This window comes from Variovorax sp. ISS6, assembly GCF_056523145.1.
Window position 1 is genome coordinate 2,969,741 of sequence record NZ_JAWRZC010000001.1, and the last position, 17,475, is coordinate 2,987,215.

Genomic DNA, 17,475 nt, shown 5'->3' on the forward strand with positions numbered 1-17,475 from the left:
GCCCCCAAAGTGCCCGCCGCCACGCGTTCGACGCAGGCGACAATGGCACAGAAACTGCATCCCGCATCCCTGTATTCCCAACCACCCATCCAACTCAGGAGAAATTGATGGCAAAGACCGTCGCCGACGTCATGAAGCTCGTGAAGGAAAACGAGGTCAAGTTCGTCGACTTCCGTTTCACCGACACCCGCGGTAAAGAACAACACGTGACCGTGCCCGTGTCGCACTTCGACGAAGACAAGTTCAGCTCGGGCCACGCGTTCGACGGCTCGTCCATCGCCGGCTGGAAGGGGATCGAAGCGTCGGACATGCAGCTCATGCCCGACCCGAACACCGCCAACATCGATCCCTTCTTCGAAGAGACCACGATGATCCTGACCTGCGACGTGATCGACCCGACCGACGGCAAGCCGTACGAGCGCGATCCCCGTTCGCTGGCCAAGCGCGCCGAAGCCTACATGAAGGCCTCGGGCCTGGGCGACACGGCCTATTTCGGTCCGGAACCCGAATTCTTCGTGTTCGACGGCGTGCGCTGGAAGAACGACATGTCGGGCTGCTTCGTGAAGATCGAGTCCGAAGAAGCTTCGTGGAACACCGACAAGGAATACGAGCACGGCAACACCGGCCACCGTCCCGCGGTCAAGGGCGGCTACTTCCCGGTTCCCCCGGTCGACAGCTTCCAGGACATGCGCTCGGAAATGTGCCTGGTGCTCGAATCGCTGGGCATCCCGGTCGAAGTGCATCACCATGAAGTGGCCAACGCCGGCCAGATGGAACTCGGCACCAAGTTCAGCACGCTGATCCAGCGCGCCGACTGGGTCCAGCTGCAGAAGTACGTGATCCACAACGTGGCCCACGCCTACGGCAAGACCGCCACCTTCATGCCCAAGCCCATCGTCGGCGACAACGGCTCGGGCATGCACGTGCACCAGTCGGTCTGGAAGGACGGCAAGAACCTGTTCGCCGGCGACGGCTATGCAGGTCTCTCGGACTTCGCGCTGCACTACATCGGCGGCATCATCAAGCACGCCCGTGCCCTGAACGCCATCACGAACCCCGGTACCAACAGCTACAAGCGCCTGGTGCCCGGCTTCGAAGCCCCGGTGAAGCTGGCCTACTCGGCCAAGAACCGCTCGGCCTCGATCCGCATCCCGTTCGTGTCGAACCCGAAGGGCCGCCGCGTCGAAGCGCGCTTCCCCGATCCGCTGATGAACCCGTACCTCGGTTTCGCCGCGCTGCTGATGGCCGGCCTCGACGGCGTGGAAAACAAGATCCACCCGGGCGAAGCCGCGAGCAAGGACCTCTACCACCTGCCGCCGGAAGAAGACGCGCTGATTCCGACCGTCTGCCACAGCCTCGACCAGGCCCTCGAGTACCTCGACAAGGACCGTGCCTTCCTGACCAAGGGCGGCGTGTTCACCGATGCGTACATCGATGCCTACATCGACCTGAAGATGCAGGAAGTCACGCGCTTCCGCATGGCCACGCACCCGGTCGAATTCGACATGTACTACTCGCTCTGATCGCGGTTTTCCGCTCGGAGTAACACGAAAGGACGGCCTCGGCCGTCCTTTTCGTTGGGGCCGGAACATCCTGTCATCGGGGGCGTCGAATTGCATGAAAATGCGCCTTTTCGCGCTTCCCCGGGCCCTCGAGGTCCCCAAGATCCCATGAAGACTGCCGCACCACTCCTCCTCCTGGCCGCTTCCCTGCTTGCCCTGCCGGCACTCGCGCAGGAGCGCGTCTGGCGCTGCGGGAACGAATACACCAACAACGCCACTGTCGCGCAGCAGCGCGGCTGCAAGGTGATGGAAGGCGGCAACGTCACCGTCGTGCAGGGTGCCTCGCGCGCCGCGCTCGGCGGCGCCGCGGCATCGACCTCGGCGGCCCGCTCGCCGGCCGGCAGCCCGCGGGTCGAGGGCGCCGACCAGCGCGCGCGCGACGGCGAAGCGCGCTCGGTGCTCGAGTCCGAGCTGCGCAAGGCCGAGGCCCGCCAGTCCGAGTTGCAGAAGGAATACAACAACGGCGAGCCCGAGAAGCAGGGCAGCGAAGGCCGCAACTACCAGAAGTACCTCGACCGCGTGGCCGAGATGAAGGCCGAACTGGCCCGCAACGAAAGCGACATCGCCGGCATCCGCCGCGAGATCAGCCGCCTGCCGGCCCCCAAGAACTAACCCGTTCCTGCATCGGCAGGAAGAACACCACAGGATTTCCATGGCTTTCGGAAAGAAGGCGGCAAGCGCCAGTCCGCGCTTTCAGGCCTTCGACCTGCTGTCGACCCTGATCGCGGTCGTCAACGGCAAGGGCTCGGTGCTGTTCGCCAATGCCGGTCTCGAAGATGCGCTGGGCACCTCGCGCCGCACGCTCGAGGGCTCGCAGTTCGGCGCCTGCTTCCACGAACCCCAGGTGCTGCGCACCGCCATCGACGGCGCGAGCGCCAACGACTTCGCCACCCTGCGCTACGAGGCCTTCCTGCGCCGCGTGAACCACGAGCTGATGCCCGTGCAGGTCACGCTGGCCAAGGGCGAGAAGGCCGGCGAACTGATCGTCGAGATGCTGCCGCTCGAGCACCAGGTGCGGCAGGACCGCGAGGAGCGACTGCTCGACCAGGCGCAGGCCAACAAGGAGCTGATCCGCAATCTCGCGCACGAGATCAAGAACCCGCTCGGCGGCATCCGCGGCGCCGCGCAACTGCTGCAGATGGAGGTCGAGTCGCGCGACCTCATCGAATACACCCAGGTCATCATCCACGAGGCCGACCGGCTGCAGACGCTGGTCGACCGCCTGCTGGCGCCGCACCGCCGCCCGCACGTGGTGGGCGACGTCAACATCCACGAGGTCTGCGAGCGCGTGCGCTCGGTGATCCTCGCGGAGTTCCCGCGCGACCTGCACATCGAGCGCGACTTCGACGTCTCGATCCCCGAGTTCCGCGGCGACCGCGAGCAGCTGATCCAGGCCACGCTCAACATCGTCCACAACGCCGCGCAGGCCCTGGCCGAGCGCCGCGCGGCGGGCGATGCCTGCATCACTTTCAAGACCCGGGTCGCGCGCCAGGTGATCTTCAACAAGCAGTGGTATCGATTGGCACTGGAATTGCATGTCATCGACAATGGACCGGGCGTGCCGGACGCGATCAAGGACCGAATCTTCTATCCGCTGGTGTCGGGCAGAGAGGGTGGTACAGGGCTGGGTTTGACGCTCGCACAGACTTTTGTGCAACAGCATCACGGCGTGATCGAGTGCGACAGTGTCCCGGGCCGAACCGATTTCAAGATATTGATTCCGCTGCCCTAGCAGCCACCGGCAACAAGGAGATGCATGAAGCCGATCTGGATAGTTGATGACGACCAATCGATCCGCTTCGTGCTGGAGAAGGCCCTGCTTCGGGAGGACCTCCCGACCCGCAGTTTCACCAACACGCGCGAAGTGCTGGCGGCCCTCGAACAGGCCGCCGAGGACGAGCAGCAGGGGCCCCAGGTCCTGGTGAGCGACATCCGCATGCCCGGCGGTTCCGGCCTCGAGCTGCTCGACAAGATCAAGGCCAAGCATCCGGGCCTGCCGGTCATCATCATGACGGCCTTCTCCGACCTCGACAGCGCCGTCTCGGCGTTCCAGGGCGGCGCCTTCGAATACCTGCCCAAGCCCTTCGACCTGCCGCGCGCGGTCGAGCTGATCCGGCGCGCCGTCGACGAGAGCCAGCGCGAGGAAGTGGCCGAGGAACGCATGGTCGCCGCGCCCGAGATGCTCGGCCAGGCGCCCGCGATGCAGGACGTGTTCCGCGCCATCGGCCGGCTCTCTCAGAGCAACGTCACGGTGCTGATCACCGGCGAATCGGGCTCGGGCAAGGAGCTCGTGGCGCGCGCGCTGCACAAGCACTCGCCGCGCGCCAACGGCCCCTTCGTCGCCATCAACACAGCGGCCATCCCCAAGGACCTGCTCGAGAGCGAACTCTTCGGCCACGAGCGCGGCGCCTTCACGGGCGCGCAGACCATGCGGCGCGGCCGCTTCGAGCAGGCCGAGGGCGGCACGCTGTTCCTCGACGAAATCGGCGACATGCCCTTCGACCTGCAGACGCGCCTGCTGCGCGTGCTCAGCGACGGCCACTTCTACCGCGTGGGCGGCCACAACTCGGTCAAGGCCAACGTGCGCGTCATCGCGGCCACCCACCAGGACCTCGAGCAGCGCGTGAAGCTCGGCGGCTTCCGCGAAGACTTGTTCCATCGCCTCAACGTCATCCGCCTGCGGCTGCCCGCGCTGCGCGAACGCGGCGAGGACGTGCCCGCCCTCACGCGCCACTTCCTGCAGCAGAGCGCGCGGCAGCTCGGCGTCGAGCCCAAGCGCATCTCCGATGCGGCGCTGGCCAAGCTCGCGGGCTTCAACTTCCCCGGCAACGTCCGCCAGCTCGAGAACATCTGCCACTGGCTGACCGTGATGGCGCCGGCGCAACTGATCGAGGCCAAGGACCTGCCGCCCGAGGTGCTCGCCGCCGGCGGCGCGCCGCTGCTGTCGCCCGACAGCCACGCGGGCGAGCCCGCGGTGGCCGTGCCCGTGGCGTCTCATGCGCCCGCGCCTTTCGTGGGGACGGCGGTCGACAGCGTGGTGCCGGCGCCCGCCGTCGCGGCGCCCGCGCCCGGGGACGCGGCCGGCAACTGGGAAAGCGGCCTCGAGGCCGAGGCCCAGGCGCTGCTCGCGGCCGGTCGCACCGACGTGTGGGACGTGCTGTCGCGCCGCTTCGAATCGCGGCTGATCCTCACGGCGCTGTCGAGCACGCGCGGCCGCCGCATCGAGGCCGCGCAGAAGCTCGGTATCGGCCGCAACACCATCACGCGCAAGATCCAGGAACTCGGCATCGAGTGAGGATGCCCGGCGAGCCGGCGGCCTCGTTGCCGCCCGGCTCGTCTGCTGCTTCAGCGGCTGCGCTGCCCCTGCGTCAGCGAATCGAGCTGGAACTTCCCGCTCTTGTCCCAGAGCCAGGTGTCGATGTAGGTGTGGCCGCCGAGCTTGCCCGGGTTGGGCAGCGGCGAGGCCGCCTTGATCAGCTCCTCGATCATCGGCGGTACCTCGGGCGCATGGCTCGGGATGCGGCTGAAGGTCACGCCCGTGACCTTGCCGTTCGCGTCGATGTCCGTCTCGACCACCACCACCGCGTAGACCAGCGGCGGGATCTTGCCCTTGTAAATGCGCTGCGCGTACTTCGTGTAGATGTGGCGCGCGCCGATCTTGCGATAGGCCCGGACCACGGGCGTCTGCGTCGTGATGAGGCGCACCGTGGGCACCTCGGACTTGGCGGGCGGGCCGTCGTCGGGCGCGGTGGCGGTGCCGCCGGGGCTCGCGGGGCTCTCGCCGCCGCCCGCGGGCTTCTTGTCGAATACGCCGCAGGCCGCGAGCGACAGTGCCAGCAGGGCAATGGTGGCTGTCCTGGCGATCGCCACGCCGGGCTTCCTGGCCTCAGCCACCGAGGTCCACGTCGAGCACCACGGGCGCATGGTCGCTGGGCTTTTCCCATTTGCGCGGCACGCGGTCGATGACGCAGCCCCGGACCTGCGGCTTGAGCGCGTCGCTCACCAGCACGTGGTCGATGCGCAGCCCGCGGTTCTTCTGGTAGCCGAGCATGCGGTAGTCCCACCACGAGTAGCTCTTCTCGGGCTGCTCGAACATCCGGAAGCTGTCGGTCAGGCCCAGGCCGAGCAACTGCTTGAAGTGGTCGCGCTCCTCGGTCGTGTGGTGGATGGTTTCCTTCAGGCCCACCGGGTCGAAGCTGTCGCGGTCCTCGGGCGTGATGTTGAAGTCGCCCAGCAGCACCAGGTTCGGATTCGCGGCCAGTTCGGCACGCAGCCACGCGCGCAGCGCGTCCAGCCATTTCATCTTGTAGGCGAACTTGTCGGAGCCCGGCGCCTGGCCGTTCACGAAGTAGCCGTTGACCACGCGCACCGGCCCGCGCGGCGTGTCGATGGTGGCGGCGATCACGCGCGACTGGTCGTCGGTGAAGCCGCCGATGTTCTTCACCACGTCGCGCACCGGTGCGAGGCTCAGGATCGCGACCCCGTTGTAGGTCTTCTGCCCGAACACCGCCGCGTCGTAGCCGGCCGACTTGAGGATCTCGAGCGGGAACTTGTCGTCGCTCATCTTGAGTTCCTGCAAGCACAGCACGTCGACCGGGTTGGCGATCAGCCAGTCGAGCACGTGCTGCAGGCGGGCGGTGAGGGAGTTGACGTTCCAGGTGGCGATCTTCATGGGGTGGGTGAGTTGTCGTTGCTCGACAACTGCTGGAGTGTGGGGTGGGCCTCGCGGCCGGCGTGTCCGTGGTTATACCGAAACGCGCGGGCGCCATCCCTCGATCGACTAAGATGAGAACAATTCTTATTCATGAGGCCGCGATCCCCGCACGCCGTTCGGAAGAATGAACGCCGATTCCGCCCTTCACCCGCACCCCCATGCACATGTCCACGCCCTCTACCGCGGCCACCACGGTTGGCTGCTGGGCTGGCTGCGCGGCAGGCTGGGCAATTCCTTCGATGCCGCGGACCTGGCGCAGGACACCTTCCTTCGCATCCTCGCCGCGCCCGATCACACGCCCGAGAAGCAGGGCGACTGGCAACTGCGCGAGCCGCGTGCCTACCTGACGGTCGTCGCCAAGCGCCTGCTGGCGAACCTGTACCGGCGGCGCTCGCTCGAGCAGGCCTACCTCGACGCGCTGGGCGCGATGCCCGAGCCGCTGGCGCCGTCGCCCGAGCAGCAGGCGATCATTCTCGAAACGCTTCAGGAGATCGACGCGATGCTCGACGGCCTCGCGCCGGCGGTGCGGCAGGCCTTCCTGATGGCGCAGCTCGAAGGGCTGGGCTATGCCGAGATCGCGACCCGGCTGGGCGTGAGCGAGCGCACGGTGAAGCGCTACATGGCCGAGGCGATGGCGCACTGCATCCTGCTGGCCGCATGAGCGCGGCGAGCGCGCAGCGCGTGCCGGTCGACAAGGCCGTTGCCACGCAGGCCGCCCAGGGCTTCCTGCTGCTGCAGTCGGGCGAGGCCACGGCCGCCGACCGCATGCGCTGGACGCAGTGGCGCGCGGCCGATCCGGCCCATGAGGACGCCTGGCAGCGCGCCGAGCAGGTGAGCCGCAAGTTCGGCCTGCTGCCGGGCGCGCTGGCGATGCCCGCGCTGGGGCGCACGGTGCGGGCCGACCGCCGCGCCGCGGTCAAGGCGCTGGCGCTTCTGCTGGCCGCGGTGCCCGCCGGCTGGGTCGCATGGCGCGCCTCTCCGGCGCGCGAATGGCTGGCCGACCACCGCACCGCCACTGGCGAGCGGCGTGAAGTGCGGCTGCCCGACGGCACGCGCATCCAGCTCAACACCGCGACGGCGATCGACGTGGCCTACGACGCCACGCAGCGGCGGGTGCGCCTGCGCGCGGGCGAGATCCTGGTCGACACCGCACCCGACCGCGTGCCCGCCGGCGACCCCGCCTATCGCCCCTTCGTGGTCGAGACCGCGCAGGGACGGCTGCACGCGCTGGGCACGCGCTTCGTGGTGCGGCAGCACGAGGACCGGCGCAGCCACGTGGGCGTGCTCGAGGGCGCGGTCGAGGTCCGGCCCGACGATGCGCAGGGTCTCGCGGTGGTGGTGCACGCCGGCGAGCAGGCCGGCTTCTCCGCCTCGGCGGTCGAGGCGCCGCGCGCGCTCGATCCGGGGGCTGACGACTGGTCGCGCGGCGTGCTGCGCGTGAAGAACATGCGGCTGGGCGACTTCCTGGCCGAGCTCGGCCGCTACCGGCCGGGGGTGCTGCATTGCGACCCGGCGGTGGCCGAGCTGCGCGTTTCGGGCGTCTTCCAGTTGCGCGACACCACGCCCGTGCTCGACAGCCTGCCGCAGGCCCTGCCGGTGCAGGTGCTGTCGCGCACGCGTTATTGGATGACGGTGGCACCGGCCGGCGACTGAGGGCGCGCGAGCGCGCCGGGCCGGCCGGCAAAAAAATCCGCCGCGTCGTGTCCCTTTTCTTCTTCTCGCGTGTGAAGCCTTGAGGAACAGCCACTTCACACCTTCTTGCGAGATCTCTCCTCATGGCCCGTCGCCCTCCGTTTTTCTTCGATTCCCGCATCGCGCGCGCGGTGCATGGCGCCTTGCTCGCCATGGCCTGCGCCGCCGGCGGCACCGCGGCCCAGGCGCAAGGCGCCGACGCCACGGCCCAGGCCGAACAGCCCAGGAGCTACAGCATCGCCGCCGGCCCGCTCGACGACGCGCTCTCCAGCTTCGCCGCCGCCGCGGGCCTGAGCCTCACGATGCCGCCGGCCCTGGTGCGGGACAAGCGATCGCCTGGCCTGCAGGGCAGCCATGGCGTGCGCGAAGCCTTCGCGCGCCTGCTCGCGGGCTCGGGGCTCGAGGCCGCCGGCGGCGCGGGCGGTGCCTATGTGCTGCGCCCCGCCGCGGCCGGCACCGAGAGCGATGCCGCGGGCGCCACGCTCGCGCCGATCACCGTCACGGCCGACGCCGACCGCAGCGGCACCACCGAAGGCACCGGCTCGTACACCACGCGGGCCACCGCCGCGGCCACCGGCCTGGCGCTGTCGCCGCGCGAGACGCCGCAGTCGGTCACCGTGCTCACGCGCCAGCAGATCGAGGACCAGAACCTGCTTTCGCTCGGGCAGGCCATGAAGAGCGTCACCGGCGTGTTCGCGGTCAGCTCCGACAGCGACCGCACCGACCTCTATGCGCGCGGTTTCTACATCGACAACTACCAGTACGACGGCGTGCCGACCACGGTCACCACCGACTTCTTCGGCGCCTCCAACAACGACCCGGTGCTGTACGACCGCATCGAGATCGTGCGCGGTTCGACCGGCTTGTTGACCGGCGCCGGCAATCCCTCGGCCTCGGTCAACCTGGTGCGCAAGCATGCCGACAGCAAGGTGTTCGCCGGCAGCGCCTCGCTGGCGCTGGGCTCGTGGAACCTGCGCCGCGGCACGGTGGACCTCTCGACCCCGCTGACCGAGGACGGCCGCGTGCGCGCCCGCGTCATCGGCATGACCGAGGACCGCGACTCCTTCCTCGAGCGCTACCACGGCCGCAAGCACGTGCTGTATGGCGTGGTCGATGCCGACCTCACGCCCGATACCTCGCTGAGCGTGGGCATCGACTCCCAGGCCAGCCGCCCGAACGGATCGACCTGGGGCGGCCTGCCGCTGACCTTCGGCGACGGCGGCCCCGCGAACTGGGCCGCTTCGACGAGCATCGGCACGCCCTGGACCCACTGGGACGCGACCAACACCACGCTGTTCGCGAACCTCACGCATGCCTTCGACAACGGCTGGAAGCTCAAGGCCAATGCCTCGCACCGCCAGAGCAAGCAGAACGCCAAGCTGCTCTACCTGTTCGGCGACCTCGACCGCCTCACCGGCACGGGGCTGGGCTCGCTGCCCGGCTACTTCGAGCACGAATTCCGCCAGAACAGCCTCGACCTGCAGGCCACCGGCCCGTTCGAGCTGCTGGGGCGCCGGCACGAGCTGGTGCTGGGCCTGAGCAACACCCAGTCGCGCTACGTGCAGGCCAACCACGTGCGCCTGAGCGCGCTGCCCGAGGTCGGCAATTTCTACCTCTGGAACGGCGGCTACCCCGAGCCGAGCTGGGGCGAACTCAAGGTGTCGGGCATCGACAAGCTGCGGCAGACCGGCTACTACGGCGCCGCGCGCTTCTCGGTCACCGATTCGCTCAAGTTCATCCTCGGCGCGCGCCAGAACGACTGGCGTGCCACCCGCCTCACGGCCGACGACCGGACCACGCGCCGCCACGAAGTGCTGACGCCCTATGCGGGCCTGGTCTACGACCTGGGCGAGCACTACTCGGCCTACGCGAGCTACACCGACATCTTCCAGCCGCAGAACTACCGCGACACCAGCGGCAGGTACCTCGACCCGGTGACCGGCAAGAGCTACGAGATCGGCCTCAAGGGCGAACACCTGAACGGCAGGCTGAACAGCTCGCTCGCGCTGTTCCGCTCCGAGCAGGAGAACGTGGCGCAGCGCGACGGCACCCGCCTCGTGCCCGGCTCGACCGATGGCGCCTACTACGGCGCGCGCGGCGTCGTCACCAAGGGCATCGAGCTGCAGCTGTCGGGCGAGCTGGCCGAGGGCTGGCAGGTCAACGCAGGCATCGCGCGCACGCTCGGGCGCGAGGGCAGCGGCGACCGCATCAACCCCACCATGCCGACCACGCTGGCCACGCTGTTCACCACCTACCGGCTGCCGGGCCGCTGGCACCAGCTCACGGTCGGCGGCGGCCTCAACTGGCAGAACCGCGTGTACTACCCGTTCAGCGTGGGCGACGTCGACATGCGCTACACGCAGGGCTCGCGCGCCGTCTTCAGCCTGATGGCGCGCTACGCGGTCTCGCCTCAGCTGTCGCTGCAGCTCAACATCGAGAACCTGTTCGACAAGCGCTACAACGTCAACATCGACGGGCAGGCCTTCGCGGGCACGCCGCGCCATGCGGTGGCGACGCTGAACTACAAGTTCTGAGGGTGCGAGAAGGGAAGCCGGGCGCGATCGGACATTCGTCCAATGGCGCGAAAAGGCGTCCCGGCCGACAGTAGCGGCTCCCGTCACTCCCTTGCCAAGACCCCCTCATGAAGCACTTCCAACGCCTCCAACTCGCCGCCGCCGCCCTGGCCGTCGGCCTCTCGTTCTCCGTCACGGCCGCCAGCGCGGCGGGCCCGGCCGCCGCCGCCAACGCATCGCCCAGCGTGGTGCTGGTGCACGGCGCCTTCGCCGATGGCTCCGACTGGGCCAAGGTGATCCCGCTGCTGCAGGCCAAGGGCGTCAACGTCGTCTCGGTGCAGAACCCGCTGACCTCGCTCGAGGACGACGTGGCCGCCGCCAGGCGCGCCATCGATGCCCAGCCCGGCAAGGTGGTGCTGGTCGGCCACTCGTGGGGCGGCACCGTGATCACCGAGGCCGGCGGCAACGACAAGGTCGCCTCGCTGGTCTACGTGGCGGCCTTCGCGCCCGACGCGGGCCAGAACTCGGGCGAGCTCGGCAAGGACTATCCCGCGCCGCCCGGCTTCGCGCACATCGCGGCCGATGCCTCGGGCTTCCTGCGCCTCACGCCCGAGGGCATGAGCCAGCATTTCGCGCAGGACCTGCCGGCCGCGACCACGCGCGTGATGGCCGTGACGCAGGGCCCGATCCAGGCCAAGGCCTTCGAGCAGAAGGTGTCGGCCGCCGCCTGGAAGACCAAGCCCTCGTGGTACATCGTGAGCAGTTCCGACCACATGATCCAGCCCGCGCTGCAGCGCGACATGGCGAAGCGCATCGGCGCGCACGTGACCACGCTGAACACCAGCCACGTGCCGCAGCAGTCGCAGCCCGCGAAGGTGGCCGAGGTGATCCTGGACGCCGTGCGCCAGTCGAAGTAAGGTGCCGGCGCCCCGCCGCCTACCGGATCCATTGCCTTGCAGCCCATCGCCCACGTCCCGCTCTTCGATGCCATCAAGGCGCTCGCCTTCGTCGGCGACCTCAGCATGGGCCAGCCCATCGACCACTCGGCGCGCGTGGCCTGGATCGCCGCGCGGCTGGCACAGGCGATGGGCCGGGACGAGGTGGCGCAGGGCCACGCGGCCTGCGTCGCGCTGCTGCGCTGGTCGGGCTGCACCGCCAATGCGCCCGAGTTCTCCGACCTGCTCGGCGACGACGTCGGCGGGCGCCGCGCGATGCTCGCGACGGCCTCGGCGCGCGAGGCCGCGGCCTTCGCGGGCACGGTCGGCTCGCTGGCCGAGATCCATTGCGAGGTGTCGGGCGAGATCGCGCGCTTCCTCGGCCTGCCCGAGGCGGTCGAGCGGCCGCTGCGCCACATGTTCGAGAACTTCGACGGCAGCGGCAAACCCGCGGGCCTGGCCGCGCCGCATATTCCGGAGGCGGTGTACCTGGCCACGCTCGCGGGCGATCTCGAGATCTTCTCGCGCACGCATGGCCTGCAGAGCGCGCTGCGCCAGATCGCCGAGCGCGCCGACGGGCGCTATCCCGCGGCGCTGGTCCAGGTCGCGCGGCAGCACGCGGTCGACTGGCTGCACGCGCTCGACCAGGGCGCCGCGGCCGACCTGCAGGCGCCCGAGGGCGCGCTGCGCGACGCGGTGGCGCCGCTCGAGCTGATCGCCGACGTGATCGATCTCAAGATGCCGTGGATGACCGGCTTCTCGCGCCGCGTGGCCGAGGCGGCCGCCGCCTGCGCCGCGGGCCTGGGGCTCGATGCCGCGGCCTGCGAGCAGGTGCGGCGCGCCGCGCTGATCCATGGCATCGGCCGTGCCTCGGTGCCGAACGCGGTCTGGGATTCGCCCAGGCTGCGCAGCGAGGCCGACAAGGAGCGGCTGCGCCTCGTGCCCTACTGGACCGAACGCGCCGCACGCCGCATCGAGACCTTGCGGGCCGAGGCCGAGATCGCTTCCTTCGTCGACGAGCGGCTCGATGGCTCGGGCTTCTTCCGCGGCGTGAAGGGCGCGGCGATCGGCACGGCCGAGCGCGTGCTGGCCGCGGCGGTGCACTGGGTGCTGCTGCACACGGGCGCGCCGGGCCGGCCCGCGCTGGCGGCCGCGGAGGCGGAAGCGCAGCTGCGTCGCGAGGCGGAGCAGGGCCGGCTCGATGCGGCCGCCGTCGCCGCGTTGACGGGGCGAGAGTCGGTGGCCGCGAAGACGCCCGCCGCGGAAGGCGATGCCAATGCCTTGCTCTCGTCGCGCGAGGTCGAGGTGCTGGGCCGTATCAGCCTCGGCGAGAGCAACAAGGAGGCGGCGCGCACGCTCGGCATCAGCCCGAGCACGGTGCGCGCGCACCTCGAGAACATCTTCCGCAAGCTCGGCTGCACCACGCGCGCGGCCGCGACCCTGAAGGCGATGACGCTCGGGTTGCTCTGAGGTCTCAGCCCGGCTCGGGGCCGGTCTCGGGCGCATTGCCCGTCATCATCTGGCTCAGCAGCCCGGCGAGCGCCTCGCGCTGGCCGGTGTCGAACATGCGCAGCAGATGCAGCTCGGCAGCGGCGTGCTTGGGCATCGTCTCGTCGGCCAGCCGCATGCCCTTGGCCGTGAGCTTCACCAGCACGCCGCGCCCATCGTCGGGATGGATCGAGCGCTTGACCAGCCCTTCCTGCTCGAGCCGCTTGAGCAGGTTCGACAACCCGCCCGAGGTGAACAGCAGCGTGCTCTGCAGCCGCGAGGGCGACAGCCGGTAGGGCGCGCCGGCCACGCGCAAGGTCGCGAGCACCGCGTACTCCTGGTACTTGATGCCGAAGGGCTGCAGCACCGCGTTGATGGTGCGCAGCACCACCTCCTCGAGCCGCAGCAGCCGGCCGACCACCGCCTTGCCGCTGCTGTCGATGTCGGGCCGCTCGGTGCGCCACTGCCGGATGCCGCGCTCGACGAGGTCGCCGCCGGTCGCGGGTTGCAAGGCCTCGGGCGCGGGAACCTCGAGCGCTTCGCGCGCCTTGGCACCGCGGGGTCGCGGCGGGCTCTTCGATGCATCGTCCTTGTGCTGCATGGCGTCCTTTCGATGGCGATTTGCGTGCGTGCGCGATGCGTCTTGGTGCATCGCGCGGCAGCGGGTTGGTACCTATCTTAAATGCCTTGCGTTTATCTTTTGCAAAAGATAAAGTGAATCGCATCGCGCTTCGATCCCCTCCAGCCTTCGCTCTCACAGGAGTCGCTTCCATGAAAACCGCGCTCGCACGTTGCCTGTCCCTGGGCTTTGCCTCCTTGCTGATGTCGGGTGCGCTGCACGCCGAGGAGCTGGTGGTCGGCATCTTCGGCGGCTCCTTCGCCGACGACTCGAAGACCTGCCATATCTCTTCGTTCGAGAAGAAGACCGGCGCCAAGGTGGCGCTCAAGCTCGGCAGCTCCTCGCAGTTCGCCGCGGCCATCCGCGCGACCGGCGGCAAGTCCGATTTCGACGTGGTCTACATCGACAACTCGCTCGCGGCGCAGCTCAAGAACGAGAAGCTGCTCGAGACCATCGACAAGTCCAGGCTCGCGAACGCCGCCGACATCTCGCCGCGCGCGCTCGACAAGGACGGCCAGTACGTGGTGTTCATGACGGGCGCCACCGTCATCGTCTACGACACCAGGCAGATCAAGACCCCGCCCACCTCCTGGGCCGATCTCGCCAAGCCCGAGTACGACGGCCGCCTCGCCATCGGCGACATCAGCGGCACCTCGGGCTCGCAGTTCCTGATGGCGCTCAACCGCATGAAGGGCGGCGAGCTGACCAACATGGATGCCGGCTTCGCGGCCGTGAAGCCGATCGCCAAGGCCTCGGTCACGCTCTACACGCAGGCCGACCAGATCGTCTCGCTGTTCGAGCGCCAGGAGATCGCCGCCGCCGTCTGGTACCCCGACCGCGCGGGCTCGGCCATCGACAAGGGCCTGCCGCTCGCGATCGTCTATCCGAAGGAAGGCGCGGTCGGCATCCTGCCCGCGCTCGTGATTCCCAAGGGCGCGAAGTCGCCGGCGCTCGCGCTCAAGTACATCGACGAGGTGCTGTCGAAGGAAGGCCAGGCCTGCTTCGCCGAGCGCAAGTACGCGGGCCCGGTCAACACGCAGGTCAAGCTCAGCGACAAGGCCGCGAAGATCGTTCCGTACAAGGAGACCTTCGACAAGCTCTGGCTGCCCGACCCCGAGCAGGTCGCGAAGTCCATGCCCGAGTGGACCCGCCGCTGGCAGCGCGAAGTCGCGCGCTGAGCGCCGCCGCCGTTCCCACGATCCCGTACGCCCAATGCCCGCACTCACGCTGGAGCGCCTCGAGAAGCGCTACCCCGGACACGTCGCCGCCTCCTCGGTCTCGCTGTCGGTCAACGACGGCGAATTCATCTCGCTGCTCGGCCCCTCGGGCTGCGGCAAGACCACGGTGCTGCGCATGGTGGCGGGCCTGATCGAACCCACGGGCGGCCGCATCCTGATCGACGGCCGCGACGTCACGGCGCTGCCCACCAACAAGCGCAACATCGGCCTGGTGTTCCAGTCCTATGCGCTGTTCCCGCACATGAGCGTGTTCGAGAACGTCGCCTTCGGCCTGCGCCGCCAGGGCGTGCAGGGCGCGGAGCTCACGCGCCGCGTCGAGCAGGCGCTGGCCAGCGTGCGCCTCTCGGCGCTGGGCGACCGGCTGCCGCGCCAGCTCTCGGGCGGCCAGCAGCAGCGCGTGGCGGTGGCGCGCTCGATCGCGCCGCGCCCGAGCATCCTGCTGTTCGACGAGCCGCTGTCCAACCTCGATGCCGCGCTGCGCGACGAGATGCAGATCGAACTCAAGCGGCTGCAGCGCGAGGTCGGCATCACCACGCTGTTCGTCACGCACGACCAGGGCGAGGCCATGTCGATGTCCGACCGGGTCTGCGTGCTGGCCCATGGCGTGGTGCAGCAGTTCGACACGCCCGAGGCCATCTACCACCGCCCGGCCACGGGCTTCGTCGCGAGCTTCATGGGCCGGCCCAACCGGCTCGGCGGCAAGCTCGCGCGCGCTGGCGGCGCCGCGGTCACCGTGCAACTGCGCGACGGCCCGGTGCTCGCCGTGGCCCAGGCCGAGGGCATCGCCGACGGCGCCGCGGTCGACGTGGTCGTGCGACAGGAGGACATCCGCTTCCTCGGCGCGCAGGATTCCTCCGACGCCGCGAACCTGCCGTGCTACGAAGCCCGCGTCGCGATGCGCTCCTTCGTCGGCTCGCGCGTGCAATACCTGCTGGCCCTCGGCGGCATCGAGCTGATCGCCGAGGCCGCCACCAACGGCCCGCATGCCGGCCTCGAGGTCGGCGCGCCGGTCGGCGTGGCGATCGATCCGCGCCATGTCTACGTGAACGCCGCGGCATGAGATCGCGCCACACCGCCGGCGCCTTGCTGGCCTCGCCCCTGCTGCTGGTGCTGCTGCTGGCCTTCGTCGCGCCGGTGCTGCTGATGGTGCCGCTGAGCCTGCATCCCTACGTGCCCGGCAGCGGCATCGCCAGCGGCTGGACGCTGGCCAACTACACCAGCATCCTCACCGACGAGTACTACCGCGAGGTGGTGCTGCGCACGCTGGTGCTGGGCTTCGGCGTCACCGCGATCTGCCTCGTGCTCGGCTACCCGCTGGCCTACTACATCGCCAACGCCGGCCCGCGCATGCGGCTCGCGCTGACCATGCTCGTGATCTTCCCGATGTTGCTGAACCTCGTGGTGCGCTCCTTCGGCTGGATCGCGCTGCTGGCCAACCGCGGCCTCATCAACAACCTGCTGATCGACATCGGCCTGATCGAGCGCCCGATCCGCATGATGTTCAACCTGTTCGGTCTGCTGGTCGGCATGTCGCACATCTTCCTGCCCTTCATGGTGCTGATGCTGGTGCCCGCGATCCAGGCGATCCCGAAGGACGTGCAGTCGGCCGCCTACACCCTGGCCGCGAGCCGGCTGCGCGTGTTCTGGTCGATCACGCTGCCGATGAGCGCGCCCGGCATCCTCTCGGGCTCGATCCTGGTGTTCGTGCTCACCATCAGCGCGCTGGTCACGCCGCGCATGCTCGGTGGCGCCACCTACAAGGTCATGGCCACGCTGATCTACGACGACTTCCTGCAGACGCTCGACTGGCCGGCCGGCGCCGCCATGTCCTTCGTGCTGACCGCGCTCACGCTGGCCGTGATCGCGCTGTCGAGCCGCCTGCTCAAGCGCTGGGGAGGCCAGGCATGAGCACCCCGAGCGAAACGCAGCGCCAGGGCCTGGGCCTCGCCGCCACCGCCATCGCGGTGGTCGTGTTCCTGCAGATCCCGGTGCTGGTGGTGGTGCTCGCGGCCTTCAGCAAGACCGCCTACCTCACGATCCCGCCCAAGGGCCTGACCCTGCACTGGTTCGAGGTGGTGCTGCGCGATCCCGAATACCTCTCGGCCGCCTGGACCAGCCTCTGGCTCGCCACCGCCTCGACCGCCGCCGCGCTGGTGCTGGGCCTGATCGCCGCCTATGCGATCCACCGCCGCATGGTGCCGGGCGCGGCCGCGCTGACCTCGCTGTTCATGGCGCCGCTGGTGCTGCCCTCGGTGGTGCTCGGCGTGGCGCTCTTGCAGTACTACACGATGACCGGCCTGCGCGGCAACTCGCTGGGCCTGTGGCTCGCGCACGTGGTCATCACCGTGCCCTACGTGGTGCGCGCCAGCCTCGGCAGCCTGGCGGCGGTCGACGAGTCGCTCGAAGACGCGGCGCGCGTGCTCGGCGCCGACGGCTTCACGAGCTTCCGGCTCGTCACCCTGCCGCTGGTCAAGCCCGGCCTCGTGGCCGGCGGCCTGTTCGCCTTCATCACCTCGCTCGACAACGTGCCGGTGTCGGTGTTCCTGCTCTCCGCGAGCCAGACCACCTTGCCGGTGAAGATCTTCACCTCGGTGGAGCAGGGCGTCGACCCCAGCGTCGCCGCGGTCTCCACCCTGCTGATCGTGGCCACCGGCATCGTGCTGCTGCTGGCCGAACGCTGGACCGGCTTCCACAAGCACGTCTAGACCCTTCTT

At 69.3% G+C, this 17,475-nt stretch carries 16 protein-coding genes; 13 read left to right on the forward strand and 3 right to left on the reverse strand.

Features of this window, described 5'->3' with window-relative positions:
* The first annotated feature begins 107 nt into the window (after nt 1–107).
* The 4 genes from glnA to ntrC all read left to right on the forward strand — a co-directional run bounded on the left by glnA (nt 108) and on the right by ntrC (nt 4,857).
* Nucleotides 108–1,523 carry a type I glutamate--ammonia ligase gene (glnA, locus tag AC1HIL_RS13530; RefSeq protein WP_057589621.1) on the forward strand — a complete coding sequence of 472 codons (1,416 nt, stop codon included), beginning with the start codon at nt 108–110 and terminating at the stop codon, nt 1,521–1,523.
* Between the two features lie 147 nt (nt 1,524–1,670).
* Complete coding sequence (locus tag AC1HIL_RS13535; RefSeq protein ID WP_057589622.1) at nt 1,671–2,174, forward strand: hypothetical protein; 504 nt, start codon at nt 1,671–1,673, stop codon at nt 2,172–2,174.
* A 40-nt stretch (nt 2,175–2,214) separates the two neighbouring features.
* Complete coding sequence (gene glnL, locus AC1HIL_RS13540; RefSeq protein ID WP_057589623.1) at nt 2,215–3,294, forward strand: nitrogen regulation protein NR(II); 1,080 nt, start codon at nt 2,215–2,217, stop codon at nt 3,292–3,294.
* 24 nt (nt 3,295–3,318) lie between these two features.
* Entirely contained in the window at nt 3,319–4,857 is a 1,539-nt protein-coding gene (ntrC, locus tag AC1HIL_RS13545) for a nitrogen regulation protein NR(I) (RefSeq protein ID WP_057589624.1), read from the forward strand.
* A gap of 50 nt (nt 4,858–4,907) precedes the next feature.
* Here ntrC and AC1HIL_RS13550 read toward each other — a convergent pair whose 3' ends face one another.
* Nucleotides 4,908–5,432 (reverse strand): hypothetical protein, encoded by a 525-nt coding sequence (locus tag AC1HIL_RS13550; RefSeq protein WP_413764119.1) that lies wholly within the window; start codon nt 5,430–5,432, stop codon nt 4,908–4,910.
* A gap of 16 nt (nt 5,433–5,448) precedes the next feature.
* Nucleotides 5,449–6,234, reverse strand: coding sequence for an exodeoxyribonuclease III (gene xth, locus AC1HIL_RS13555; RefSeq protein WP_479671973.1), 786 nt, complete (start codon nt 6,232–6,234; stop codon nt 5,449–5,451).
* A 166-nt stretch (nt 6,235–6,400) separates the two neighbouring features.
* On the opposite strand from xth, the gene AC1HIL_RS13560 reads away from it, so the two are divergent.
* The 5 genes from AC1HIL_RS13560 (at nt 6,401) to AC1HIL_RS13580 (ending at nt 12,886) form a co-directional block, all read left to right on the forward strand.
* Complete coding sequence (locus AC1HIL_RS13560; RefSeq protein ID WP_479671974.1) at nt 6,401–6,937, forward strand: sigma-70 family RNA polymerase sigma factor; 537 nt, start codon at nt 6,401–6,403, stop codon at nt 6,935–6,937.
* Entirely contained in the window at nt 6,934–7,929 is a 996-nt protein-coding gene (locus tag AC1HIL_RS13565) for a FecR domain-containing protein (protein ID WP_479671975.1), read from the forward strand. Before AC1HIL_RS13560 ends, AC1HIL_RS13565 begins: the two co-directional genes overlap by 4 nt.
* Nucleotides 7,930–8,051: 122 nt before the next feature.
* Nucleotides 8,052–10,502 (forward strand): ferric-rhodotorulic acid/ferric-coprogen receptor FhuE, encoded by a 2,451-nt coding sequence (fhuE, locus tag AC1HIL_RS13570; protein ID WP_479671976.1) that lies wholly within the window; start codon nt 8,052–8,054, stop codon nt 10,500–10,502.
* A 107-nt stretch (nt 10,503–10,609) separates the two neighbouring features.
* Nucleotides 10,610–11,398, forward strand: coding sequence for an alpha/beta fold hydrolase (locus AC1HIL_RS13575; RefSeq protein WP_479671977.1), 789 nt, complete (start codon nt 10,610–10,612; stop codon nt 11,396–11,398).
* Between the two features lie 36 nt (nt 11,399–11,434).
* The gene (locus AC1HIL_RS13580) at nt 11,435–12,886 is read left to right on the forward strand and encodes an HD domain-containing phosphohydrolase (RefSeq protein WP_479671978.1); all 1,452 of its coding nucleotides are present in this window, start codon (nt 11,435–11,437) and stop codon (nt 12,884–12,886) included.
* 4 nt (nt 12,887–12,890) lie between these two features.
* Here the strand turns inward: AC1HIL_RS13580 and AC1HIL_RS13585 are convergent, their stop codons facing one another.
* Nucleotides 12,891–13,505: a MarR family winged helix-turn-helix transcriptional regulator gene (locus AC1HIL_RS13585; RefSeq protein ID WP_093343321.1), complete on the reverse strand. Its 615-nt coding sequence runs from the start codon at nt 13,503–13,505 to the stop codon at nt 12,891–12,893.
* A gap of 170 nt (nt 13,506–13,675) precedes the next feature.
* Between AC1HIL_RS13585 and AC1HIL_RS13590 the strand changes: the two genes are divergently transcribed.
* From AC1HIL_RS13590 to AC1HIL_RS13605, 4 genes are read left to right on the forward strand one after another with little or no spacing between them, the layout of a single operon-like run.
* A complete protein-coding gene (locus AC1HIL_RS13590; protein WP_479671979.1) occupies nt 13,676–14,701 on the forward strand; it encodes an ABC transporter substrate-binding protein in 1,026 nt (341 codons plus the stop codon).
* Between the two features lie 34 nt (nt 14,702–14,735).
* Complete coding sequence (locus tag AC1HIL_RS13595) at nt 14,736–15,821, forward strand: ABC transporter ATP-binding protein (RefSeq protein ID WP_479671980.1); 1,086 nt, start codon at nt 14,736–14,738, stop codon at nt 15,819–15,821.
* Nucleotides 15,818–16,669, forward strand: a complete 852-nt coding sequence (locus AC1HIL_RS13600; protein WP_057589639.1) for an ABC transporter permease — start codon at nt 15,818–15,820, stop codon at nt 16,667–16,669. Before AC1HIL_RS13595 ends, AC1HIL_RS13600 begins: the two co-directional genes overlap by 4 nt.
* Nucleotides 16,666–17,466, forward strand: coding sequence for an ABC transporter permease (locus AC1HIL_RS13605; RefSeq protein WP_479671981.1), 801 nt, complete (start codon nt 16,666–16,668; stop codon nt 17,464–17,466). Before AC1HIL_RS13600 ends, AC1HIL_RS13605 begins: the two co-directional genes overlap by 4 nt.
* Nucleotides 17,467–17,475: the final 9 nt, after the last annotated feature.

Bases quoted from the DNA above. Each gene is read 5' to 3' on its own strand.
- glnA (WP_057589621.1), top strand. From the start codon at position 108: ATGGCAAAGACCGTCGCCGACGTCATGAAGCTCGTGAAGGAAAACGAG.
- AC1HIL_RS13535 (WP_057589622.1), top strand. From the start codon at position 1,671: ATGAAGACTGCCGCACCACTCCTCCTCCTGGCCGCTTCCCTGCTTGCC.
- glnL (WP_057589623.1), top strand. From the start codon at position 2,215: ATGGCTTTCGGAAAGAAGGCGGCAAGCGCCAGTCCGCGCTTTCAGGCC.
- ntrC (WP_057589624.1), top strand. From the start codon at position 3,319: ATGAAGCCGATCTGGATAGTTGATGACGACCAATCGATCCGCTTCGTG.
- xth (WP_479671973.1), bottom strand. From the start codon at position 6,234: ATGAAGATCGCCACCTGGAACGTCAACTCCCTCACCGCCCGCCTGCAG.
- AC1HIL_RS13560 (WP_479671974.1), top strand. From the start codon at position 6,401: ATGAACGCCGATTCCGCCCTTCACCCGCACCCCCATGCACATGTCCAC.
- AC1HIL_RS13565 (WP_479671975.1), top strand. From the start codon at position 6,934: ATGAGCGCGGCGAGCGCGCAGCGCGTGCCGGTCGACAAGGCCGTTGCC.
- fhuE (WP_479671976.1), top strand. From the start codon at position 8,052: ATGGCCCGTCGCCCTCCGTTTTTCTTCGATTCCCGCATCGCGCGCGCG.
- AC1HIL_RS13575 (WP_479671977.1), top strand. From the start codon at position 10,610: ATGAAGCACTTCCAACGCCTCCAACTCGCCGCCGCCGCCCTGGCCGTC.
- AC1HIL_RS13585 (WP_093343321.1), bottom strand. From the start codon at position 13,505: ATGCAGCACAAGGACGATGCATCGAAGAGCCCGCCGCGACCCCGCGGT.
- AC1HIL_RS13590 (WP_479671979.1), top strand. From the start codon at position 13,676: ATGAAAACCGCGCTCGCACGTTGCCTGTCCCTGGGCTTTGCCTCCTTG.
- AC1HIL_RS13595 (WP_479671980.1), top strand. From the start codon at position 14,736: ATGCCCGCACTCACGCTGGAGCGCCTCGAGAAGCGCTACCCCGGACAC.
- AC1HIL_RS13600 (WP_057589639.1), top strand. From the start codon at position 15,818: ATGAGATCGCGCCACACCGCCGGCGCCTTGCTGGCCTCGCCCCTGCTG.
- AC1HIL_RS13605 (WP_479671981.1), top strand. From the start codon at position 16,666: ATGAGCACCCCGAGCGAAACGCAGCGCCAGGGCCTGGGCCTCGCCGCC.